23 protein-coding genes are annotated in these 22616 nt (G+C 72.3%); 14 read left to right on the forward strand and 9 right to left on the reverse strand.

The features are described from left to right. Window positions 1-2 precede the first annotated feature (2 nt). Genes EL493_RS22660 through EL493_RS22680 form a run of 5 tightly spaced genes read left to right on the forward strand, consistent with a single transcriptional unit; the run spans window position 3 to window position 4540 of the window. Window positions 3-263, forward strand: a complete 261-nt coding sequence (locus EL493_RS22660; RefSeq protein WP_022566742.1) for an acyl carrier protein — start codon at window positions 3-5, stop codon at window positions 261-263. After that, entirely contained in the window at window positions 260-1156 is an 897-nt protein-coding gene (locus EL493_RS22665) for a class I SAM-dependent methyltransferase (protein ID WP_019047627.1), read from the forward strand. The genes EL493_RS22660 and EL493_RS22665 overlap by 4 nt, the downstream gene beginning before the upstream one ends. Next, complete coding sequence (locus EL493_RS22670) at window positions 1153-2385, forward strand: cytochrome P450 (RefSeq protein WP_019047628.1); 1233 nt, start codon at window positions 1153-1155, stop codon at window positions 2383-2385. Before EL493_RS22665 ends, EL493_RS22670 begins: the two co-directional genes overlap by 4 nt. Beyond that, window positions 2382-4100, forward strand: coding sequence for a fatty acyl-AMP ligase (locus EL493_RS22675; protein ID WP_019047629.1), 1719 nt, complete (start codon window positions 2382-2384; stop codon window positions 4098-4100). The genes EL493_RS22670 and EL493_RS22675 overlap by 4 nt, the downstream gene beginning before the upstream one ends. Next, entirely contained in the window at window positions 4097-4540 is a 444-nt protein-coding gene (locus tag EL493_RS22680) for a PaaI family thioesterase (RefSeq protein WP_019047630.1), read from the forward strand. The genes EL493_RS22675 and EL493_RS22680 overlap by 4 nt, the downstream gene beginning before the upstream one ends. A 4-nt stretch (window positions 4541-4544) precedes the next feature. On the opposite strand, the gene EL493_RS33235 is transcribed toward EL493_RS22680, so the two are convergent. Beyond that, window positions 4545-5486, reverse strand: a complete 942-nt coding sequence (locus EL493_RS33235; protein ID WP_019047631.1) for an SMP-30/gluconolactonase/LRE family protein — start codon at window positions 5484-5486, stop codon at window positions 4545-4547. 53 nt (window positions 5487-5539) lie between these two features. Here EL493_RS33235 and EL493_RS22690 point away from each other — a divergent pair, with 53 nt between their 5' ends. Further along, entirely contained in the window at window positions 5540-6391 is an 852-nt protein-coding gene (locus EL493_RS22690; RefSeq protein WP_030203702.1) for a LysR family transcriptional regulator, read from the forward strand. Between the two features lie 55 nt (window positions 6392-6446). Here the strand turns inward: EL493_RS22690 and EL493_RS22695 are convergent, their stop codons facing one another. The 4 genes from EL493_RS22695 to EL493_RS22710 are packed head-to-tail and all read right to left on the reverse strand — an operon-like array spanning window position 6447 to window position 11483. Further along, entirely contained in the window at window positions 6447-7703 is a 1257-nt protein-coding gene (locus EL493_RS22695; RefSeq protein WP_019047633.1) for a cytochrome P450, read from the reverse strand. Between the two features lie 29 nt (window positions 7704-7732). Next, window positions 7733-9028: an NAD(P)/FAD-dependent oxidoreductase gene (locus tag EL493_RS22700; protein ID WP_019047634.1), complete on the reverse strand. Its 1296-nt coding sequence runs from the start codon at window positions 9026-9028 to the stop codon at window positions 7733-7735. Next, entirely contained in the window at window positions 9025-10248 is a 1224-nt protein-coding gene (locus EL493_RS22705; RefSeq protein ID WP_019047635.1) for a cytochrome P450, read from the reverse strand. The genes EL493_RS22700 and EL493_RS22705 overlap by 4 nt, the downstream gene beginning before the upstream one ends. Further along, the gene (locus EL493_RS22710; RefSeq protein ID WP_019047636.1) at window positions 10245-11483 is read right to left on the reverse strand and encodes a cytochrome P450; all 1239 of its coding nucleotides are present in this window, start codon (window positions 11481-11483) and stop codon (window positions 10245-10247) included. The genes EL493_RS22705 and EL493_RS22710 overlap by 4 nt, the downstream gene beginning before the upstream one ends. A gap of 214 nt (window positions 11484-11697) precedes the next feature. On the opposite strand from EL493_RS22710, the gene EL493_RS22715 reads away from it, so the two are divergent. Genes EL493_RS22715 through EL493_RS22740 form a run of 6 tightly spaced genes read left to right on the forward strand, consistent with a single transcriptional unit; the run spans window position 11698 to window position 16656 of the window. After that, window positions 11698-13347 (forward strand): AMP-binding protein, encoded by a 1650-nt coding sequence (locus EL493_RS22715; RefSeq protein ID WP_019047637.1) that lies wholly within the window; start codon window positions 11698-11700, stop codon window positions 13345-13347. A gap of 38 nt (window positions 13348-13385) precedes the next feature. Next, the gene (locus EL493_RS22720) at window positions 13386-14174 is read left to right on the forward strand and encodes a ferritin-like domain-containing protein (protein ID WP_019047638.1); all 789 of its coding nucleotides are present in this window, start codon (window positions 13386-13388) and stop codon (window positions 14172-14174) included. Then, on the forward strand, window positions 14174-14719 hold the full coding sequence (locus tag EL493_RS22725) for a PaaI family thioesterase (protein WP_019047639.1): 546 nt from the start codon (window positions 14174-14176) through the stop codon (window positions 14717-14719). The genes EL493_RS22720 and EL493_RS22725 overlap by 1 nt, the downstream gene beginning before the upstream one ends. Further along, window positions 14716-14979: an acyl carrier protein gene (locus EL493_RS22730; protein ID WP_019047640.1), complete on the forward strand. Its 264-nt coding sequence runs from the start codon at window positions 14716-14718 to the stop codon at window positions 14977-14979. The genes EL493_RS22725 and EL493_RS22730 overlap by 4 nt, the downstream gene beginning before the upstream one ends. After that, window positions 14976-15809, forward strand: a complete 834-nt coding sequence (locus EL493_RS22735; RefSeq protein ID WP_019047641.1) for an SAM-dependent methyltransferase — start codon at window positions 14976-14978, stop codon at window positions 15807-15809. The genes EL493_RS22730 and EL493_RS22735 overlap by 4 nt, the downstream gene beginning before the upstream one ends. 4 nt (window positions 15810-15813) lie before the next feature. Next, window positions 15814-16656, forward strand: coding sequence for an acyl-ACP desaturase (locus EL493_RS22740; RefSeq protein WP_019047642.1), 843 nt, complete (start codon window positions 15814-15816; stop codon window positions 16654-16656). 54 nt (window positions 16657-16710) lie between these two features. Here EL493_RS22740 and EL493_RS22745 read toward each other — a convergent pair whose 3' ends face one another. Next, window positions 16711-17178 carry a PaaI family thioesterase gene (locus tag EL493_RS22745; protein ID WP_019047643.1) on the reverse strand — a complete coding sequence of 156 codons (468 nt, stop codon included), beginning with the start codon at window positions 17176-17178 and terminating at the stop codon, window positions 16711-16713. 153 nt (window positions 17179-17331) lie between these two features. Between EL493_RS22745 and EL493_RS22750 the strand changes: the two genes are divergently transcribed. Next, entirely contained in the window at window positions 17332-18558 is a 1227-nt protein-coding gene (locus tag EL493_RS22750; RefSeq protein ID WP_019047644.1) for a cytochrome P450 family protein, read from the forward strand. 9 nt (window positions 18559-18567) lie between these two features. Here the strand turns inward: EL493_RS22750 and EL493_RS22755 are convergent, their stop codons facing one another. The 3 genes from EL493_RS22755 to EL493_RS22765 form a co-directional block, all read right to left on the reverse strand. Further along, entirely contained in the window at window positions 18568-19485 is a 918-nt protein-coding gene (locus EL493_RS22755; RefSeq protein ID WP_019047645.1) for a DUF2797 domain-containing protein, read from the reverse strand. 97 nt (window positions 19486-19582) lie between these two features. Beyond that, complete coding sequence (locus EL493_RS22760; RefSeq protein WP_019047646.1) at window positions 19583-20284, reverse strand: hypothetical protein; 702 nt, start codon at window positions 20282-20284, stop codon at window positions 19583-19585. 88 nt (window positions 20285-20372) lie between these two features. After that, a complete protein-coding gene (locus EL493_RS22765) occupies window positions 20373-21305 on the reverse strand; it encodes a PDR/VanB family oxidoreductase (RefSeq protein ID WP_126405847.1) in 933 nt (310 codons plus the stop codon). 145 nt (window positions 21306-21450) lie between these two features. Here EL493_RS22765 and EL493_RS22770 point away from each other — a divergent pair, with 145 nt between their 5' ends. Beyond that, window positions 21451-22611: an acyl-CoA dehydrogenase family protein gene (locus EL493_RS22770; RefSeq protein WP_019047648.1), complete on the forward strand. Its 1161-nt coding sequence runs from the start codon at window positions 21451-21453 to the stop codon at window positions 22609-22611. The last annotated feature ends 5 nt before the right edge of the window (window positions 22612-22616 follow it).

Here is a 22616-nt window from a genome sequence, read left to right on the forward strand (position 1 = left end):
TCGTGGACACCAGTAGAGAAGCCATCGTCGCGTGGTGCCGGGAGTACCTCGCGGAGTTGCTGGAGACACCGACCGCGGCGATCGACCCGCAGGCCGACTTCGACCGTCTCGGTGTCGATTCCGCGGTGGCCGTCGCGCTGCTCATCGAGGTCGAGGAGCGGTTCGGGGTGGACATCTCCCCCGACGACCTCTACGAGAATCCGACCCTGGACGCGGTCGCCGGACACCTGCACGCGCAGCTGGCGAACGCGGCCCGTCCGTGACCGGTCCGGCCGGCGCGGCGCGCACCGAGGCAGCGGCGGCGGCGATCCGGCACCACTACGACGTCGGCAACGACTTCTACCGCCTGTGGCTCGACGACTCGCTGAGCTATTCGTGCGCCATGCCCGCCTCCCCCGGCGACACCCTGGCTGCGGCGCAGGAACGCAAGCTGGCCCACCATCTGCGCGCGGTCGGCGCCGAGCACGCCGAGTCGCTGCTCGACATCGGCTGCGGCTGGGGCGCGGTGCTGGCGCGCGCAAGCGCCGGTCACGGCGTGCCGCGGCTGACCGGGTTGACCCTCAGCGACGAGCAGGCCCGCCACGTCCGTGCCCTGGATCTGCCCGGCGTCGAGGTGCACACGCGCAGCTGGGTGGACTTCGAGCCGAAGTCCCGGTTCGACGGGATCGTCTCGATCGGCGCGTTCGAGCATTTCGCGCGGCCCGACGACACTCCCGCCGCCAAGGTCGCGGTGTATCGGGAGTTCTTCACCCGCTGCCGCGACTGGCTGACCGTCGACGGCGCCCTGTCGCTGCAGACGATCGTCTACGGCAACATGCGCCGCGAGCAGGCCAGCGCGTTCATGCAGCAGCAGATCTTCCCCGACGCCGACTTGCCCACCCTCGCCGAGATCACCGCGGCCGCCGACGGGGTGTTCGCGATCGTCGCGCTCACCGACGACCGGCTCGACTACGCCTGGACCTGCGAGCAGTGGGCCCGCAGGCTGCGCGCGCGACGCGCCGAGGCGGTGGCCCTGGTCGGCGCCGAGACGGTCGCCCGGTACGAGCGGTATCTGAAGATGTCGGCGCTGGGCTTCCGGATGGGCAAGCTCGGCCTGCTGCGGATCGTCGCCCGCCCGCACCCGGACACGTTCCTCTCGCGTGGACGAGGCCGATGACGACCGCTCCCGCGATCCGGTTCAATCCGTTCAGCGCCGAGTTCCGTCGCGACCCGTACCCGGTGTACCGGGCGTTGCGGGCCACCCGGCCGGTTCACAAGACACTCGGCATGTGGGTACTCACCCGCCACGCCGACGCGCGAGAAGTGCTGCACGACAAGAGCTTCGGTGCGGGACTGATACCGGAACTGGTCACCGCGCAGGCCCGCAGGCTGGGTGCGCCCGACATCGCGCGGATCGAGCGGCTGGGCCGCACCTCGCTGGTGTTCACCGACGATCCCGCGCACGCCCGGTTGCGTGGTTTGGTGAACAAGGTGTTCACGGCGCGGGCCGTCGCGGCGATGGAGCCCACGGTGGCCGCGATCGCCGAACGGCTGCTGCGTCCGGCCGTGGCGGCCGGGGGCGCCGACGTGGTCGCCGCGCTGGCCGGGCCGCTGCCGGTCGCGGTGCTGTGCGAGTGGATGGCGCTGCCGCCCGCGCTGCACGCCTGGGTCGGCGGCTGGACCCACGACATCCGCTTCCTGCTGGAGCCGGGCCTGATGACCGCGCCGGACCTGGCCCGGGTGCGCACGGTGGTCGACCTGTTCGCCGACGCCCTGGCCGACGTGCTCGCCGAGCGACGGGCCGCCCCCGGTGACGATCTGATCAGCCTGCTGCTCGCGGCCAGGACGGCCAACGGCGACACGCTCACCGACGAGGAGCTGATCTTCGTCTGCGTCATGTGTTTCGTGGCGGGCACCGAGACCACCAAAGCCCTCATCGGCACCGCCACCCTGGCGCTGCTGCGGCATCCGGACCAGGCCGCGCTGGTGCGGCAGTCCCCCGAGCGGCTCCCCGCCGCCGTCGCCGAGGCTCTGCGCTACGACGCGCCCCTGCAGCTGACCAAACGGCTGGCCACCCGCGACGTGGTGATCGGTGGCGAGACGATCCAGGCGGGCGAGCACGTCCTGGTGTGTCTGGGTGCGGCCAATCGCGATCCCGCCGTCTTCGCCCGCGCCGACGAGTTCGACGTCACCCGCGTCCCCGGCGACCACCTCGCCTTCGGGCACGGCATGCACGGCTGTCTCGGCGGCGCGCTCGCCCAGCTGCAAGCCCGGATCGCCCTCGGCGCACTGCTGCGGCGGCACCCCCGCCTGGCCGCCCCCGCCGGCGAATTCGCCTGGCAGCAGCACAGTTTCCTGCTGCGCGGACTGGACAGCCTGCCGGTGTCGTTCGGCGCGGGCCGATGACCCGGCCCGGACAGCTGCTGCCCGAGGTGCTGCGCGAACGCGCGGCGACGACACCGGATCGGGTCGCCTTCCGGTTCCTCGACGAGACCGGCACGGAGAACGGCCATCTCACCTACGCCGGCTTGCACGCACGGGCCGCGGCGGTGGCGGCGCGGCTGCGCGCGGTGTGCGCGCCGGGTGACCGGGCGCTGCTGGTCTACCCGACGGGACCGGATTTCCTGGCCGCGTTCTTCGGGTGCCTGTACGCGCGGGTGATCGCGGTCCCGGTGAATCCGCCGCGCCGCGGACACGTGCAGCAGGCCACGCGCGCCATCGTCCTCGACTGCACGCCCGCGGTCGTCCTGACCGAGGCCGCCGCCGTGGAGCCGCTGCGCGCGGCCCTCGCGCCGCTGCTGCCCGGCGCGCGGTGGCTCACCGCCGGCCTTCCCGGCGACACCGCCTTCGCGGCCGAGCCGATCGAACCGGACGCGGTGGCGTTGCTGCAGTACACCTCCGGCTCCACGGCCACGCCCAAGGGCGTGCTGGTCTCGCACCGCAATCTGGCGGCCAATCAGGAGATGATCCGGCTGGCCTTCGGCCACGACAGCGGGTCCACCGTGGTCGGCTGGGCGCCGCTGTTCCACGACCAGGGGCTGATCGGCAATGTGCTGCAACCACTCTGGGTGGGTGCGACCAGTGTGCTGATGGCGCCGGCCACCTTCGTGCGACGGCCGCTGTTGTGGCTGCGAGCGATCGGCGAGTACCGCGCGCACTCGAGCGGCGGACCGAACTTCGCCTTCGACGCCTGCGTGGCCAGGGCCGCCGCCGAACCACCGGCCGGGCTGGATCTGACCAGCTGGCAGGTCGCGTTCAACGGCGCGGAACCGATCCGCGCCGCCACCCTGGCCCGGTTCGCCGAGACCTTCGCCGCGTACGGTTTCCGCGCGACCTCGCTGTACCCGTGTTACGGGTTGGCCGAGGCGACGCTGCTGGTCACCGGCAGCGGCAAGGGCCGGGGTCCGCGCACCCTGACCGCCGACGCCGCGGCACTCGGCGCGGGCCACTACCGTCCCGCCCGGGCGGGGAAGCCGCGCACACTGGTGAGTTCGGGCCGCGTCCTGTCCGGCGAGCGGGTCCGCGTCGTCGACACCGCCACCCTGCGACCGTGCCCACCCGGGCGCGCCGGGGAGATCTGGGTCGCGGGAGACCATGTGGCCCAGGGCTATTGGCAGCGGCCCGAGGCGAGTGCCGAACTGCTGCGGGCGCGCGCCGCCGACGATCCGCGCACCGGCTGGTTGCGCACCGGCGATGTCGGCCTGCTGGTCGACGGCGAGCTGTACGTGGTCGGCCGGGTCAAGGACATGGTGATCATCCGCGGGCGCAACCACTATCCGCACGACATCGAGGACACCGTGCAGTCGGCGCATCCCGCGCTGCGCCACGGCGGGTCCGCCGCCTTCGCCGCCCCGGGCGCGGACGGCGAACGGCTGGTCGTCGTGCAGGAACTGCGCCGCGACCGGCTCGACGCCGACCCGGCCGAGGTGCGTGGCGCCATCCGGTCCGCGATGCTCCGCGAGCACGATCTCGCCGTGGGCGATCTGGTGCTGACCCTGCCCGGCCAGCTCGCCAAGACCAGCAGTGGCAAGATCATGAGGTCGGCCGCCCGCGCCCGCTACGCGGCGGCGGGATTCGCCGCCTGGCCGCATCCGCCCGAACGAGGAGCCGGACCCCGATGACCCCACAGGCCCCGAATCCCGATTTCGCCCAGCTGGTGTCGGCCGCGGTGCTGTCCATGCCGGCCGCGGCCCACCTGGGCTTCCACTTCGGCCGGATCGACCCCGGCGAGGTGGAGATCGTGCAGCCGCACCGGCGCGAACTCACCCAGCACGACGGCTACTTCCAGGGCGGTGTCCTCGGCTCGCTCGCCGATTTCGCCGCCGGCTCGGCCGCGGGCACCCTGCTGCCCGCGGGCTGGATCAACATGACCGTCGACTACACCGTGAAGATCCTCGCTCCCGCCAAGGGCGCGACCGTCCTCGCCCGCGGCCGGGTGATCAAGCCGGGTTCGCTGCTCACCATCGCCGCCGCCGAGGTCTTCTCCGTCGAGGACGACGCCGAGATCCTCTGTGCCACCGCGCTGGTCACGATGCGCAACATCCGCGTCGCCGGCACGTAGGCGCTCAGCGCGGCCGGCGCACCGCCACGACCGTGTAGGGCGTGGCGGGGGTCGGCTCGGTGTCGAAGCGGGCGTTCGGCAGATACAGCCGATCGCCGTAGGCCGCGATGGTGGCGGGGACGTCGAAGCGGGGATCGGTGACGCGACCGGTGAGCACCCCTGTCGCGCCCGACGGGTCGAGGTCGATCACCGCGATCGCCTGCTGCCGGTTCTGCACCGCGTACAGCGTGGTGCCGTCGAGGAGCAGCCCGTCACCGTCGACGAGGGAGGCGCCGCCGAGGTCGACCCGGCGGGTCTCGCCGGTGGCGGGGTCGACCCGGAAGAGCAGGCCGGTGACCGATTGCACGATCAGCAGACCGGTGCCGTCGGGTGTGCCGACGATGCCGTTGGCGTTGAAAGCGCCTGGCACGTACTCGATCTCGCCGGTGAGCGGCACCCGGACCACCGCCTCGGGCGCGGGCAGGGCGCCGTCGGGGCCGATCGGCAGGTGATACAGCACGGGCGCGGTGGAGTCGGTGATCCACGCGCCCGCGGACGTGAGCACCACATCGTTGACAAAGGTCGCCTGGCCGTCGGCGACCCGGTAGTTCGCCAGCTGCGCGCCGGTCCCGGCATCGAGCACCCGGACGTCCCCGCCGGTGCCGCCCGCCACGAACAGCCTGCCGCGCTCGTCCAGCCGCAGGCCCAGCGCCGGGGTTCCCGGCCCCCGGCTCAGCAGCGCACCGTGCCCCGTCACCAGATTCGCCCGGTAGACCGAGCCGTCGGCCATCGACCCCAGATAGGCCATCGGCAGCGATCCGATCGCGATCCCCTCGGGCCGGAACCCTGCGGGTAGCCCGAGCGTCGCGGGGAACAGCAGGTCCTCGGCCGCAGCGCGGTGCTGGGGCAGCGGGATCGACGCGACGGCTCCGGCGAGCACCGCCGCCACGACGAGCAGGGGCCTCATCCGATCCTTCGTTCCGTGGGTGCGGGAACGTCCCGCGACAACGGCGCTACGTCCTGGCCGTCGCCGAGACCACCAGCTTCACCCGCGCCGCCGAACGCTGCCTGGTGGTGCAGTCGGCGCTGAGCCACCAGATCGCCCGGCTGGAACGGGAACTGGGCGCGCGACTGTTCGAGCGCACGAGCAGGCGGGTCCGGCTCACCCCGGCGGGCGCGGCGTTCCTGCCCGCGGCCCGGCAATGCCTGGAGGCGGCCGAGCGGGCGGCGGCCGAGGTGGCGGCGGCGGTCGGTGAGGTGCGCGGCAGGCTCGCGGTGGGGTTGATCCCGACCGTGGCCGCGGTCGATCTGCCCGCCGCCCTGCGCGAATTCCGCACACGGCATCCGCACGTGCGGATCAGCCTGCGGGTCGGCGCCAGCGAGGACCTGGCCGAGCAGGTCGAGCAGGGCACGCTGGACGTGGCCTTCCTCGGGCTGCCGAGCGGCGCCGCGCCGCGTGGCGTCGCCGTGCGGGAGCTGGCCAGGGACCGGCTGGTGGCGGTGGTCGCGCCGGGACACGCCCTGGCGGGCGAGCCGATGGTGACGCTGTCCCGGCTGGCCGCGGAGGTGTTCGTCGATCTGCCCGCGGGCACGGCCGGCCGGATCCAGTCGGACCTGGCGTTCGCCGCGGCGGGGCTCACCCGCGACGTCGCCTTCGAGGTGACGACCGCGGACTACATCGCCCGCCTGGTCGGGCAGGACCTGTGTGTGGCGATGCTGCCCGCCGCGCACGCGCCGCACCTGACCGGGGTGCGCACCGTCGAGGTGGCCGACGCGCCGACCCGGGTCGAGTACGTCGTGTGGAGCCGCGTCGGCCGCAGTCCCGCCGCGTCGGCGTTCCTCGAGGCCCTGGACATCCCGGCCGACGACTGAGACGGCCGCCGGCCCCGCCTGCCGGACGGCGGGCGGGGCCGGGGACCGGCGCGGATCAGGCCGGGGTCAGCGCGACCCGCAGTGATTCCAGGCCGCGGATGACCACGTTGGGCTTGAACACCGGGTTGTCCGAACGCAATTCGAACGTGCCCGCCTTGCGCAACAGGACATCCAGCAGGATCTCCATCTCCAGCAGGGCGAGCGGGGCGCCGAGGCAGTAGTGGATGCCGAGGCTGAAGCCGAGGTGCTTCTTGGCGGGGTTCATCGGATCGGAGTAGCGGGTCATGTCGACGCGCTCCGGATCGGGATAGGCGGCCGGGTCGTGGTTGGCCGAGTTGATCAGGATCACCACGCCTTCGCCCTGCTCGAACTCGTGTCCGGCGACGGTGATCGGACGGGTCGCGGCACGGGTGGTGATCTGCACCGACGGGTCGAGCCGCAGCAATTCGTCGGGCGCGTACGCGAGCAGTTCCGGCCGCTCGCGCAGCAGCCGCAGCTGATCGGGGTTGCGCAGCAGGCGCAGCATGCCGGTGCCGATGAGGTTGGCGGTGGTCTCGTGGCCGGCGACGAAGGTGGTGATACAGGTGGCCAGCAGCTCCTGCTCGGTGAGCACGTCGCCCCGGTCCTCGACCTGCGACAGCACGCTGAGCAGGTCGTCGCGCGGGTCGGCCCGGCGTTCGTCGAGCAGCTCGCGGAAGTAGCCCATGAACCCGCGCGAGGCGGCACTGCGCGCGGTCAGGCATTCCGGCGGCAGCGTGTAGTCGTGGTCGAACCCGCGGGCCAGGTCCTGGGACCACCGGTGCACCTGGTCGTAGGCCTCCTCGGGCACCCCGATCAGCTCGCAGGCGATGATCAGCGGCAGCGGGTACGCGATCATCTCGACGAGATCGAATTCCCCTGCGGCCAAGGCGTCGTCGACGAGCTGTTCGCACAGCTGCTCGATCCGGGGCCGCAGCCGGGTCACCATGCGCGGGGTGAAACCCTTGGTGACCAGGTTGCGCAGGCGGGTGTGGTCCGGCGGCTCCATCCACAGGAACGACGTGGGCAGTTCCTCGGCGGCGTCCTCCGGCGACACCGTCGGATGCATCATCGCCGCCTCTTCGGCGTGGCTCCACGCGGTGGTGGACAGCACGGCCGCGCAGTCCTCGTAGCGGGTCAGCACGTGGTGGCCCAGCGGGGTCTGATGGATCGGGCCCGCCTCACGCAGCACGGCGGCGGGGGTGTACGGGTCGGCGCGGCCGTCCGGCCCGAACAGCTGGACCAGCGCGGTCTGGACCGCCTGGGCGTCGATCGGCGAAGTCGTGGAGGTCATGGGTGGGTCTCCTGGTTCTCCGGTGGTGGTCAGGGAAGGAGGATGCGGCGCAAGGACTCCGGGGTGGTCAGGGCGGCGGGCGGGTCGACCAGGTGGGCGACCCGCAGGAAGGTCCTGGCTACCCGCGGATCGTGGTGCGCCACGCGCTGGATCCGGCCGACGAGGACATTGGTGAGCCGGGTGCGCACCGTGCGCCGGCCCGCCACGCCGGGATGGCGCAGGTCCGAGCCCGCGGCGAGCTGCCAGGCCACCGCCACCGCGTCGTCGGCGGCGGCGTAATAGCGGGCGGGCAGGTCGGATTCGCTCGCGTCCAGGCAGTCGCGCAGGGCCGCCGCCTGCAGCGCGGCGACCGTCATGCCCTGGGCGTAGAGCGGGTTGAAGGCGCACAGCGCGTCGCCGAGGACGAGCAGCCCGGCGGGCGCGGACCTGCCGTCGAACCGGCGCCGCACCGCGGTCCGGAACCGGTAGGGCACCGCGTCGCCGAGCGGCTCGGAACCCACCACGAGGGAGTGGATGTCGGGCGCCGACAGCGAGGCGGCGTAGTCGCGGAAGCCGTGGTCGTCGACGGGCGGGTGGTCGCCGAGCATCCCGGCCAGCGTCACGTGCCACCGGTCACCCTCCACCCGGACCGCGCCGCCACCGCGCCCGTTCGCGCCGGTGGAGACGATCACCGAGGCCTGGCCGCCGAGCTGACCGGGCCGGTGCCGGAAGAACCGCGAGGCGTAGCCGAGGTCGACATCCAGGCGTTCCTCCGCGGGTGCGGCGGCGCCGATCTCGCCGAGCCACTGCGTGATCCGGGAGCCCCGGCCGGCGGCGTCGACGATCAGGTCGGCGGTCAGGGTCCGGGTGCCCGCCGGTCCGAGCACCGTCACGGCACGCACCCGCCGCGCGTCGCCGACCAGGCCCTGCGCGGTCGTGCGGGTCAGCAGCTCGATCCCGCGCAGGTGCAGGGTGCGCCGCCGCAGCACGGTCTCGAGCAGCGACCGGGTGGCGATGAGCGAGGTGAGACCGGTGGAACCTGCCGCGAGCCTGCCGCCGCCGACGTACCAGCGGGTGCCGACCAGCACCTCGGCGACCGTCGCGCCGTCCGAGACCGCCTGCTCGGTGAACCCCGGATACAGCTCCTCCATGATCCGGCGGCCGCGATCGAGCAGGCCGTGCAGGTGCCAGGCCTGCGGAACACCGCGCCGCACCGGCTCTTTCGCGTCCAGCTCGTCGCGTTCGAGCACGGTGACCCGTTCGAAGCGATCGGCCAGCACCCGCGCGGCCAGCAGCCCGGCGACGCCCGCCCCGACGACGATGGCGTGCCCGGCGCGCGGGGTCACAGGGTCACCGGCAGGTGCCGGATGCCGCGGTGGATCAGGCTGGGCCGGTACTCGATCGGCGCGTCGGCCAGGGCCAGTTCGGGTGCCCGGTCCAGCAGGGCGCGGATGGCCGCCTCGGCTTCGAGCCGGGCCAGCGGCGCGCCGACACAGTAGTGGATCCCCAGGCTGAACCCGAGATGCTTACGCGGCGGCCGGTTTCCGGTGAACCGGGTGACGTCGAAGGTGTCGGCGTCGCGGTAGACCCGGTCGTCGCGATTGGCCGAGCCGGTGAGCACGACGACGCCGTCGCCGCGGCGGAAGGTGTGCTCGCCCACCCGGGTGTCGGCCAGGGCGACCCGGATCGTGAACTGGGTGGGCGCGTCGTAGCGCAGCATCTCGTCGATCGCCGGTCCCACGAGGTCGGGGTTCGCCCGCAGCAGGGCCAGCTGGTCCGGGTGGCGCAGCAGCGCGAGCATGCCGTTGCCGATCAGGTTGATCGAGGTCTCCATGCCCGCGACCAGCAGCAACAGCGACATCCCGATCACCTCGGGTTCGGTGAGGACGTCACCGTCCACGCTCGCGGCGACGAGTTCGCTGAGCAGATCGGGCCCGGGGCGCTGCTTCTTCTCGCCGATCAGCCGCGCGAAGTGCCCCATGCACGCGAGCGCGGCGTCGGTGCGCGCGGTGATGTCGTCGGGGCCGAGCCAGGAGTCCGGGTCGCTGCCGCGCGCGATCGCCAATTGCCAGGCGCGGAAGCTGTCTCCGTCGGCCGCGTCGGCGCCGAGCAGCCGCACCGCGACCATCGCGACGGCCAGCGGCACCGCCAGATCCTCGAGCACGTCGAGCTCGCCGCGTTCAACGGCGGCGTCGACCAGGCCGTCGACGACCGCCCCCGCCACCGGCGCTATGGCCCCGACCAGCGCGGGCGTGAACGCCTTGGCGACCAGCTTGCGGTAGCGGCCGTGCTCGGGCGGGTCCATCCGGACGAAGGAGCCGGGGATGGCGGCGGTGGTGTCGCGGAAGGGGCTGATCCCGGCGGCGTAGCCGTGTCCCCAGTCGGTGCCGGTGAGCACGGCGGCGCATTCCTCGTAGCGGGTCACCAGCGTCACCGGGACATCACCCAGCGCGTACGGGAACAGCGGCGTCGCCTCCCTGACCCGGCGGTAGGCCGGGTAGGGGTCGGCCCGGTGCTCGGGCGCGAAGGCGTCGAAGGTGAGGTCGGCGGGGACAGCGGTACTCATCGGCCCTCCAGGCTGATTCGCAGTTCGGACATGCCGCGCACCACCACGTTCGGGCGGTACGGCGGTTCGGCGAGCAGTTCCATCCGCTCGACCCGGGTGGCGACCGCGCGCAGCACCGTCTGCATCTCCAGGCGGGCCAGCGGCGCGCCGAGGCAGTAGTGCAGCCCGAGCCCGAACGACAGGTGCCGCTCCGGTCGCTGCCCAGGGCGGTAGCGGCCGATGTCGAACCGGTCGGCGTCGGGGAAAGCCCCGGGATCGCGGGCCGCGGAGCCGATCAGCACGATCACCGCGTCGCCGGGCACGAAGGTCCGTCCGGCGAGCTCGATCTCGTGTCGCGCGGTGCGGGTGGTCAGGTGCACGGGCGGGTCGTAGCGCAGTACCTCGTCGACGGCCGGGCCGCACAGCGCGGGGTCCGCGCGCAGCCGGGCGAACTGGTCGGGGTGGCGGATCAGGGCCAGCAGGCCGTTGCCGATGAGGTTGACGGTGGTCTCGTGCCCGGCCACGACCAGGATCAGCAGGGTGCCGATCAGTTCGGTGCGGGTCAGCCGGACGCCGGCGTCCTCGGCGTGCACCAGGGCGGTGATCAGGTCGTCGCGCGGGTCGCGGCGGCGCTGGGCGATCAGGTCGCCGAAGAAATCGGTGAAGGCGTGCACGGCGGTGGTGCGGGCGGCCAGTTCGGCGGGGCTGAGCAGGGTGTCGGGATCGAGGCCGCGCGCGATGTGCGCGGAGATCTCGCGCACATGGGCGTGGGCTTCGGCGGGCACGCCGAGCAGTTCGCAGATCAGGGTCAGCGGTACGGGATAGGCCAGCGCCTCGAGCACGTCGGTCTCGCGCTCGGCCAGGATTGCGGTGAGCAGTTCGGCGACGAGCCGCTCGGCGCGCTCGTGCAGCCCGGCCACGGTGCGGGCGGTGAAGGCCTTGCCGACCAGGCCGCGCAGCCGAGTGTGGTCCGGCGGTTCCATCCACAGGAACGACCCGGGCAGTTCCACCTCGCTGTCGCCGTGCAGCAGTTCCGGTTCCTCGGCGTGGCTCCAGCGCGGGTCGCTCAGGATCGCCTGCGCCTGGGCGTGCCGGGGCACCAGGTGCACCTCGTGCGGGCCCGGCACGAACGGGCCGGCGGCACGCAGGGTCGCGTAGCTTCGGTAGGGGTCGTGGCGGCAGTGCGGGGCGACGCTCTCCAGCACCGCGATCTGTACCGGAGTCGGGTCCCCGACCGCGACATGATCGGACGTCACCGGCAGCTCCTTGCGCGATATTTCGGTGTGCGAATTCGCCGCTCATCGTCGCCGCCCGGGAACGCCGAATTCGCGCAGTATCGGCCGCTCCGATCGGGCGATAGCCGAATATCTTTATCAGGCAGCGCAATTGGGCGATCGACGGTGATTATCGGCGCGTGTATTTCGGAAGTCGTTCAACACGATTTCATATGGCACTGTTGTCGTTTCGGTCATGAATTCCTCGGGTTCGGGCGACACGCTCGGTACGCTGCTGGCCGCCGTCGCCACCGCGCATCCACAGGTGCGGGCGACGTTCTGGTCGGTGTCCGAACACCTCGGCTACGCCGAGCTGCGGCAGCGGGCGGACACCACCGCCACCGCCCTGCGGCGGCGCGGGATCGGCCGCGGGGAACCGGTGGGCATCCTGTCGCCGAACGCGCCGGAGTTCCTGACCGCGCTGTTCGGGATCGCCGGGGCGGGCGGGGCGGCCACTCCCCTGCCGCTGCCCGTCGGCGCCCGCGCGACGGCGGCGTATCCGGCCAAACTGGCCGCGATCACCGCGGCCGCCGGGATGCGCACCGTGCTGGTGTCACCGCGATTCGCGTCGATGATCCCGCTGCTCGGCGGCATCGGCGTCGAGTTCGTCGACACCACCGGCCTGATCACCGGCGTGACCGCCGAGCCGGACATCCTGCCCGACCTCGGCCCCGGCGACGCGGCGATCGTCCAGTTCACCTCGGGCAGCACCGCGCTGTCCAAGGGAGTGCGGCTGACCCACGCCAATGTGGTGGCCGGGCTGTCCGCGATCCGCACCGGCATCGACCTCGGGCTGACCGACCAGGGCGGTTTCTGGCTGCCGCTGTTCCACGACATGGGCCTGTTCGGCACGCTGTCGGCGGTGCTGCGCGGCATCCCCGCCCATGTCTGGTCGCCGCTGGCCTTCGTCAAGGACCCGGCGCGCTGGCTGTCCGAGTTCGCGGCCACCGGGACCACCATCACCGCCATGCCGAACTTCGGCTACGAGGCGTTGCTCGGCGCGATCCCGCCCGAGCGCGTCGCCGACTACGACCTGAGCCACTGGCGGATCGCGTTCAACGGCGCCGAGCCGATCGCGGAGCCGGTGGTGAGCGCCTTCTGCGCGCGGTTCGCGCCGGCCGGGTTCGCGCCGTCGACGATGTTCGGCGTGTACGGCATGGCCGAGGCCACCCTGGCCGTGGCGTTCCCGCCGCTGCTGCGCGAGCCCGTGTTCGAGTGGGTCGACCGCGCACGGCTGTCGGATTCGGCACTGGCCCAGCCGGTTCCGCGCACCGATGCCGGTGCCAGGGCCGTGGCCTCGGTCGGTGCGCCGGTGGCCGGGATCGCGCTGCGCATCGTCGACCTCGACAGCGGCGCGGAGCTGCCCGACGGCCGGGTCGGCGAGATCCTCATCCAGGGCGCGCCCGTCACCCCCGGCTATCTGAGCGCCGACCCGGACGCGGTCGCCGACCGGTTCACCGACGGCTGGCTGCGCACCGGCGACCTCGGCTACCGCCGCGACGGCGAACTGTTCGTCACCGGCCGCTGCAAGGACATGATCACCGTGCGCGGCGTGAACTACTACGCCCAGGACGTGGAGGCCGCGGTCCGTGACCTCGACGGCATCCACCAGGCCCGCTGCACCGCCGCCGTCGATCCCGACGACGACGTGATCGCGCTGATCGCCGAGACCGAACGCACCGGGCCCGACGCCGAAGCCCTCGCCGCCGCCGTGCGGGCCGCCGTCGCCGCCCACCTCGGGCTCTCCGCGGTGCGGGTGCACCTGGTGCCGCCGCGCAGCATCCCCCGCACCAGCAGCGGCAAGCTCCAGCGGCTGGCCGCCCGTGACCTGATCGGCCGGCGCTGACCCGCGCCACCCACCCCGCGACCGAATGGGAGTGCCCCGTGCACAGTTACGACATCTTCCGCCACTACGAACGCCTGCACTGGAACCTCGGCGACCTCGCCCTGGACACCGTCGACCCGGCCCTGGTCCGCCCCGAGTACATCACCCTGGCCAAGAGCGCGGCGATGGGCGAGTCCAATGTGATCGCGGCCGTGCACGGCTTCCTCGACGAGTTCGTCGACGACTACGACTTCTCCACCTTCGCGGTGGTGTGGGGCTATCAGGAAGTGCAGCACCACTACGCCTTCCGCGCCTGGCTGCGCGCCGTCGGCGAGGACGTCGCCGACCGCGCGGTCGACGCGATGCGCGAGCCGTACGCGCCGGGCAGCACGCCCTCGGCGACCCTGGCCACCAACATCATCTCCGAGCTCACGGTCAATCACGTGTACCGGGCGGTGTCGGGCTGGGTGGCCGAGCCGGTGCTGAAGACGTTGCTGCTCAACGCCAGTCGTGACGAGGCGGGCCATGCCCGGGAGTTCATCCACTACACCACCGAGCGGCTGCGCAGGCGGCCCGAGGAACTGCCGTCGGTGCTCGAGACGCTCTACGTCTACAGCTCCGAGGCCAAGATCAAGCATCCGGTGAGCACGTTCAAGGCCGGCATCGCCGAACTGGGCGACCACGAGACCATCGACACCGGCTTCGACCTGTTCCTCGAGCAGGTCGCCGCCGAGGGCGAGCTCGAGGTGCTGCACGACAAGGTACGCCGCACCTTCGCCGGCATCACCGGCCTCGACCTGTCCAGCAACGCGAAGGTGCGCCGCGCCCTCGCCGACGCCATCGCCTGATGACCACCGGCGACCGGCCCGCGACGGTCGAGGTGCCGTGGTCGGTGATCCCCGACTACCACTGCTTCGGCTGCTCCCCGCACAACCCCACCGGCCTGCGGCTGACGTTCACCCCCCGCGACGACGGCGCCCTGGTGGCCGCGTTCCGGCTCGGGCGCGCGTTCGAGTCCTATCCCGGCGTGGTGCACGGCGGCCTGATCGGCGTGATCTGCGACGAGGTGATGGGCAACCTGATCGTGCTGGCCCGCCAGGTGCCCGCCTTCACCGTCTCCCAGCGCACCCGCTTCCTCACCCCGCTGGCCGTCGACCGCGACTACCGCTGTGTGGCGACGCTGCCCACCGGCCGCGGCGCGGGCCCGATTCCGGCGCAGGCGGAGATCCTCGACCTCGACGGCGCGGTGTGCGCCTCCTCGACCGCCACCTACCAGCCGTTCGACCTGCACGCCGAGCGTGCCCGGCTGACTCTCGGCGACGACGATGTCGCCCTGCTCGACCACGCCCTGTCCACGGCGAACACCTTCTCCCCGAACGGAGCCCGGCCATGACCACCACTTCCGCCGACACCATCCTGCGCACGGTCACCGAGATCGCGATCTCCGAGACCGGCCTGCCCGCCGCCGACCTCACCCCCGACGCCGACCTGCGCGCCATGGCGGGCGTGGACTCGGTGCGGGTGCTGCGCATGGTCGCCCGGATCGAGCGCACCTTCGACATCGAACTCGAGGACGCCGACGTCTTCGGCATGTCCACCCTGGCCGAGGTCACCGCGGTGGTGGAGCGCGCGGTGCGGGAGACCTCGTCGTGACCGCCGTCGCCGACACCAATCAGCACTACGATCTCGATCCCGACATCTTCGGCCAGTTCCTGGATCCGCTGCGCAAGTACAGCTCCGGGCTGTACGAATCCGAGGACGACACTCTGGAACAGGCGCAGCGCAACAAGCTGCGGTTCGTCGCCGACCGGCTCGGGCTGTGCGGCGGCGAACAGCTGCTCGACGTGGGCTGCGGGTGGGGCTCGCTGATCCTGTACATGGCCGGGGAACTGGGCTGTCGCACACTGGGGGTGAGCCCGGCGCCGCGCCAGCACGACTACATCGCCGAGCAGGCGGCGGCGCGCGGCGTGGCCCACCTGGTCGACACCAGGGTCGGGCATTTCGAGCACCTCGACCTGCCCGCCCGCGGATTCGACGCCGTCACGCTGCTCGGTTCGATCGTGCACATGCCCGACCCCGACGCGGTGTTCCGGCGGGCCAGGTCGGTGCTGCGCCGCGGCGGCACGCTGTACGTGTCGGAGAGCTGCTTCCGCAACGCCGCCAACCGGACCGCGTTCGACGACCGGGCCGGCACCGGATTCGTCCGCGAGGCGATCTTCGGTTTCGGTGAGCTGCGCCCGCTGTCGGAGCTGATCGCGGCCGCCGAGAACGCCGGCTTCTCGGTGATCTCGGTCGACGATCTCACCGAGCACTACCGGCGCACCATCGAGGACTGGATCGCCAATGTCGACGCCGCCGCCGCGCGCATCGACACCCACGGTCCCGGCTTGGCCGCCGAGCTGCGCCGCTATCTCGAGATCGCCAACGCGGGCTGGGGTTACACCACCAAGCACTACGCGCTGGTCTGCCGGAATGCGAGGTAGCGCCATGATCGGCACAGCGGGGCTGCTGCCGGTGCCGGAGCTGGTCACCGCGGTCGACAGCTTCCTGGCCGCGTCACCGGCGACGCGCGCCTGGGACGTGGAGACCGCCGTGGACTGGGCCGCCGCCGACGCGGGCAGGCTCACCGAGGGACAGCGTTCGGCGGTGCAGTTCGTGACCCTCATCGAGGACCACCTGCCCGGCTACTTCGACGTGTATCACCGGCACTTCCCGGTCGACGACACCGTGGACCTGCCCACCTTCGAACACAATCGGGAGCTCTACCACTTCACCGTGCGGTGGGCGCTCGAGGAGGACACCCACGCCAGGGCGCTGGCCCGCTATCAGGAGGCGGCGGGGATGGCGCAGCGGTCCACGCTGCGCTCGGAGCTGGCGGTGGAGGGGCACAAGCCGTTCGACCTGCCCTACGACCATCCGGTGCAGTTCTTCGCCTACGCCCTGGTGCAGGAGAAGGCCACGCAGATGTACTACCAGCAGCTGCGTGACGTGGTCGCCGACCCGGTGCTGGCCGGGGTGCTCACCCGGTTGTCGCGCGACGAGGCCCGCCATTTCAGCTTCATGGCCGACGTGGTGACCCGCTACCTGCGCCACGACGGTGACGCCGTGGTCACGCCGATCCGCGACGTGGTCGCCCACTTCCGGATGCCGCTGTCGGACACCCTGCGCGGCTACTGGCGCTGGGCACTGAAGATCGCGGACGTGGCCGACTACGACCACACCGCCGCCTACGAACACCTGGTGAAGGTGATCGACCGCGCCGTCGACGCGCGCACCGAACCGGTCGACGAACTGGTCGCCTTCGTCGAGAGCTGCCGCGCGCTGGCCTGAGCCGACGACTCCGGCCCCGCCCCGATCGTCTCGGGACGGGGCCGGAGTCGTTTCTCAATTGCCCTGGGCCAGCACGAGAATGGTGGTGGTGCCGTGGGCGATGAGCTTGCCCGCCGCGTCGGTGATACGTCCCTCCGCGGTCGCGGTGCGGCGTCCGACGTGCACGGCGGTGGCGTCGCAGGTGAGCCTGCTGCCGTCCAGCGTCACCGCGCGGATGAAGTTCACCTTCAGTTCCAGCGTGGTGTAGGCGACGCCGTCGCCGAGTTCGGTGAACACCGCGCTGCCCATGGCGGTGTCCATGAGGGTGGCCAGTACTCCGCCGTGCACCGTGAACATCGCGTTGATGGTCGCCGGATTCGGGTCCAGGTGATAGCGCGTGCGGCCTTTCGACGCGCTGTCCAGCCGGATGCCGAGCGAATCGCCGACCCCCAGCTTCTCCTGCAGTCCGCGTTCGAATACCGCGGTCAATTCCGCGACCCGCCGCTGCGCGGTCGCGTCGACGTCGATTTCGGTACTTGTCATGGTCTTCCTCCCTGCGGACGATTCGGCTCCCATTCGAGCAGCGTTCGGTGAATTCCGGTTCGCCGCAGCCGATTCCATGCCCAGCTCCGATCGCCTGATCGGGATCGCGCGCGTCCGGCGAGTCGTTCGCCGGACGCGGGTACCGTCGGTGAGATGGCCGACACCACCGCTGCTGCCCGCGTCGAGTCCATCGGCGCCGATTTCTTCGACGACCCGCACGCCCACTACCGGCGCTGGCGCGCCGACGGCCCGGTCCACCGGGTCCGGTTCCCCGACGACGTGATCCGCTGGGTGGTCATCGGCTACGCCGAAGCCCGTGCGGCACTGGCCGATCCGCGCCTGGCCAAGGATGTCGGGCAGGTGGAGGAGATCCTGCGCGCGAAGCGCCACGACACCCCGTTGGACCCGAATGTGAGCGCGCTGCTGAGCCACATGCTCGGCACCGACCCGCCCGCGCACACGCGGCTGCGCAAACTGGTGAACAAGGCGTTCACCGCCAAGCAGGTCGCCGGGCTGCGGCCCCGGATCGAGCGGATCACCGAGGACCTCCTGGACGCGATGGCCGATCGGGACGAGGTCGACCTGATGGAGGAGTTCGCCAATCCCCTGCCGGTGACCGTGATCTGCGAGCTGCTCGGGGTGCCGTTCGCCGACCGCGACGATTTCCAGGCCTGGACCAGGGCGCTGGTGACGGTCGTCGGCGAGGGCGAGGACGACGCGCGCCCGGCCGCCTCCGCCGCCATGGTCGGCTACCTGGCCGGTCTGGTCCGGGCCAAGCAGGCCGACCCGGCCGACGATCTGCTCTCGGAGCTGGTGCTCGCCGACGAGGACGGCGACCGGCTCACCGACCGGGAGCTGGTGTCGATGGCGTTCCTGCTGCTGGTCGCCGGGCACGAGACCACCGTCAACCTGATCGGCAACGGCATGAACGCGCTGCTGCGCGACCGGGCGCAGTGGCAGGCGCTGTGCGCCGATCCGGCCGCGGTACCCGCCGCGATCGAGGAGTTCCTGCGCTTCGACGGACCGGTCGACATGGCCACGGTGCGCTACACCGCCGAGCCGGTCACGCTGGGCGGCACCGAGATTCCCGCGGGGGAGCTGGTCTATGTGTCGGTGGCGGCCGCCAATCGCGATCCCGCCCGGTTCGCCGATCCGGACGTCCTCGCCACCGACGGGCCCACCGCCGGGCACCTGGCCTTCGGGCACGGCATCCACTTCTGTGTCGGCGCCCCGCTGGCCCGGATGGAGGCCACGATCGCCGTCACCGCCCTGCAGCGCCGCTACCCCGGCCTGCGGCTGGCGCCGGCGGCCCTGACCCCTCGCTGGCAGACCAGCACGCTCATCCGCGGCCTGCTCGCCCTGCCCGTGCTGCCGCGCTGATCGGGGCGGTCAGAACAGGCTGGTCTGGGCGGGGGCGGCCACCGCGCTGATGGTGGCGTCGAGTTCGATCCGTCTGCCGACGAGCCGGGAATCGTTGACCAGCACCAGTTCCGCGGCTCCCGCCTCGTCGGCGCAGGCGATGGTGTGGCCGTGCGCGGTGACCGCGTTCAGCACGTATTCGCCGGTGTCCGCGGTGAATTCGACGGCATCGGGGAAGCGGCCGCGGGCCTGGATCGTGGCGTAGAAGTCGCGGCCGCCCGCCCAGGCGGTGTCGGTGCGCACGATGTCGGCGGGCAGGGTGCTCGCCGCGTGTTCGGCCGCCTCGGCGACCGCGGATTCCAGTGTGGGCCAGGGCGGGAGCGGTTTGGTCAGGATGCGGGTCTTGGTCACCCCGGCGACCGCCTGGCGCAGGCCGGCGCGTTCCGAGACGACGCGTTCCAGCTCGCGCACGTGCAGCCCGTCCGGGGAATCGGTGATGAACCGGGCCACCAGCGCGCCCTGCTCGAACAGCCTGCGGTGCCGCCGCACGGCCGAGGCCGTCCCGACCTTGGCCATACCGTCGCCGAAGTAGGCGATGTAGAGGTGGTGCGGCTGCGCGACATACCCCTGGATCTGTTCGGGCAGCGCGGTGAGCGGCCCGCGATGGCTGTGCACCACCGACCAGCCCTCGGTGATCCGGCACTGCGCGCACTGCTTGCCGGACTCGGCGACCGCGCGGCGCGGACACGGCTGCCTGCCCCGCCGCCCGGCCCCGAAACCGTGATACCCGAGGCAGAACCGGTCACCGCCGGTGACGCGGAACGCCAGCCGGGTACCGATGCCCGGCAGCAGCTCGGTGCTGCCGTCGGCGCGCAGCAACGCGTAGAACCAGCGGCCCTGCTCGTCCCAGTGCGTCCCGCAGTACAGCGCGGTGGAGGTCGCGGTCATCCGTCGAAAGTAGTGGACGGCGAAGACCCCGCCCGATCGGGGGATCGGACGGGGTCGGGTGTCCCCCGGTCGCTCTATACCGGGTCTTCGACCACCGCTACTTCGCCGGGGCGTTGAACGGCTGGTTGATGGTGGTGAAGTACTGGATGGCCGCACCGATCGCCACGGGCGCGGTGATGAAGATCTGACCGGCCAGGGTGCCCAGGGCGCCGACGGCCAGGATGCCACCGATGCAACCCACCGCGGCGGCGGGCAGGAACGGACCGAACAGACCCACGATGGTGGCCGAGGCGACGGTCGCGCCGACGATGCCGCCGAGCACGCAACCCACCGCGCCACCGGCCAGGCCGCCGACGAGGGTGCCCACCGCGGCACCGGTGGAGATGGTGGAGGTCAGCCGGCTCCAGGCCGCGACCTCACGGTCGTACTCGTTCTTCCAGGGCGCCTTGTCCTCGAAGGGCAGGGCGACGGGCTTGTAGACCGCCTGCGAGGCGTCGAGCTGCGGGGTCAGCGTCGCGGTGTTGCCCGCGATCTCGGCCGCGATGGGGAGCTCGAACTCGTCGAGCCGGAAGGTCAGCGGAGTGGCGGCGATGGTGGTGCCGTCGGTCGCCTTCACCTTGAACGCGCCGTCCTCGACGACCATCGAGCCCGCGTCGGTGGTGATGACGGACTTGCCGGCCACTTCCTGCGCGGTGAAGTTGACCGGCGCGCCGGCCTGGGCCGACGCCGAGCCGGTGATGCCGGCCGTGATGCCGATCGCGGCGGCGAGCAGCGCCGCGGCCGCAGCAGATTTCCTCATCGTATGTTTCTTCCTCTCACATTCCCGGACGGGAATCGGGCGCGTCGGTTACGCGCTCGTTCTTGGGGGCATCGATTCCGCGGGGCGGTCACAGGTCGAGCACCAGCACGCCGGAGCGGGCCCGCGAGACGCAGAGCATCATCGTGGCGCCGCTGTCGCGTTCCTCGGCGGTGAGCAGCGAGTCGCGGTGGTCGACCGCGCCGTCGAGCACCGGGGTTTCGCAACTGCCGCAGGTGCCTTCGCGACACGAGGTGATCACCGTGACGCCCGCCGACTCGAGGACGTCGACGATGGACCGGTCGGCCGCGACCCGCAGGGTCCGGCCGGTCCGCGCCAGCCGGATCTCGAAGGGCGCGTCGGCGCCGGCGTCCTCGACCGGCCGCGGCACGAAGCGTTCCGTGCGCACGGTGACACCGCCGCGCGCGCCCTCGGCCTCGACGGCCGTCAACAGCGGTTCCGGACCGCAGCAGTACACCGTCGCGCCCGGCCGGGCGGCCAGGATCTCCGCGATCGGCAGCAGCCCGGCCTCGTCCTGCGGCACCAGCCGCACGCGGTGGTCCGCGGCGAGCACCTCGGCGAAGGCCATGTGCGATCGGCTGCGGGCGCCGTAGTGCAGCGTCCAGTCCGCGCCCGCCCGGTCGGCGGCGGCGATCATCGGCAGGATCGGGGTGATTCCGATCCCGCCGGCCACGAAGGTGTACTGCGCGGCCGGCGCCAGCTCGAAGTTGTTGCGGGGCGAGGACACCGACAGCGTGCTGCCGGGCAGCGCGGTCCGGAACAGGTGCGCCGAGCCGCCACGGCCTCGCGGCTCGTGCAGTACGGCGATCCGCCAGCGGTCCCGCTCGGCGGGGTCACCGCACAGCGAGTACTGGCGCACCCCGGCGGCGCCTGCCGCGACGTCGATGTGCGCGCCCGGCGTCCACGCGGGCAGCTCGCCGCCGTCGGCCGCGGCGAGCACCAGGGCGAACACCGCGTCGGCTGCCTCGGTGCGGTCGATCACCCGCACGCTCACGTCGGTCATGCCCATCCCCTCGGCGGAATCGTTGTCGAGATCACCGTGGTGCAGCGGCGCCCGCGGTGCCGCCGGGGCGTGGCGAGACGATTGGACCGATCGACGTTCACTATCGCCCCGGCCTCCGGCGCACCCACCGCCCGAGACTGGCGGCATGACTCCCGTGCCGGAACTGGTCGAAAAGACCAGGCAGTTCGTTCGAGATCACGTCATCCCGGTGGAGCGCGAGGTCGTGGCCGGTGGCCGCGTCACCGACGACGCCCTGCGCCTCGACTTGCAGAAGAAGGCCAAAGAGGCCGGTGTGTTCGGCCCGCTGTCCGACCCCGCCTACGGCGGACTCGGCCTCGACACCAGGGCACAGGCCGAGGTGCTCGAGGCGGCGGGCGCCAGCCTGCTCGGCCCGCTCGCGGTCAACGCCTGGGCCCCCGACGACGGCAACATCCACCTGCTGGCCGCGGTCGCGAATCCCGAACAGCGGCAGCGGTATCTGGCGCCGCTGGCCTCCGGCGAGGTCCGCTCGGCCATCGCCATGACCGAACCGGCCCCCGGCGCGGGCTCCGATCCGCGGATGCTGGCCACGGTGGCCGAGGAGACCGACGCCGGCTGGGTCATCAACGGCCGCAAGCACTTCACCACCGGCGCGCAGGGCGCCGCGTTCACCATCTGCGTCGCCGCCACCACCGACGGGCCGACCATGTTCCTGGTCGACCGGGACAATCCCGGTCTGCGGGTGGGCCGCCGGATGCCGACCCTGGACCACACCAGCGCGCCCGGCGGGCACTGCGAGGTGGAGTTCGTGGACTGCGAGGTCGACGAGTCCGCCATCCTGGGCACGGTCGGCCGCGGCTTGGACCTGGCGCAGGCCCGGCTGGCGCCCTCGCGCCTGGTGTTCTGCATGAACTGGCTGGGGCTGGCGGTGCGCGCCCAGCAGCTGGCCGCCGAGCACATCACCGGCAGGCACTCCTTCGGCGTCCCGATCGCCGACCACGGCATGGCCCAGGGCCTGATCGCCGACAACGAGATCGACCTCGCCGCCGCGCGCAGCCTGGTCCGGGCCACCGCCGCCACCATCGACGAGCACGGCGCCACCTCCGGGCAGGCCAGGCACGAGGCCTCGATCACCAAGACCTTCGTCTCCGAGGCGGTGTGGCGGGTGCTCGATCGCGCGGTGCAGCTGCACGGCGGGCTCGGCGTCTGCGAGGACTACCTGGTGGCCCGGTTCCTGGTGGAGGCCAGGGCTTTCCGCATCTACGAGGGTCCGTCGGAGGTGCTGCGCTGGTCGATCGCGCGGCGCGTCCTGCGCGGGCCGCGCTGAGAGGA

The sequence above is a fragment of the Nocardia asteroides genome, from assembly GCF_900637185.1.
Taxonomy (GTDB): domain Bacteria; phylum Actinomycetota; class Actinomycetes; order Mycobacteriales; family Mycobacteriaceae; genus Nocardia; species Nocardia asteroides.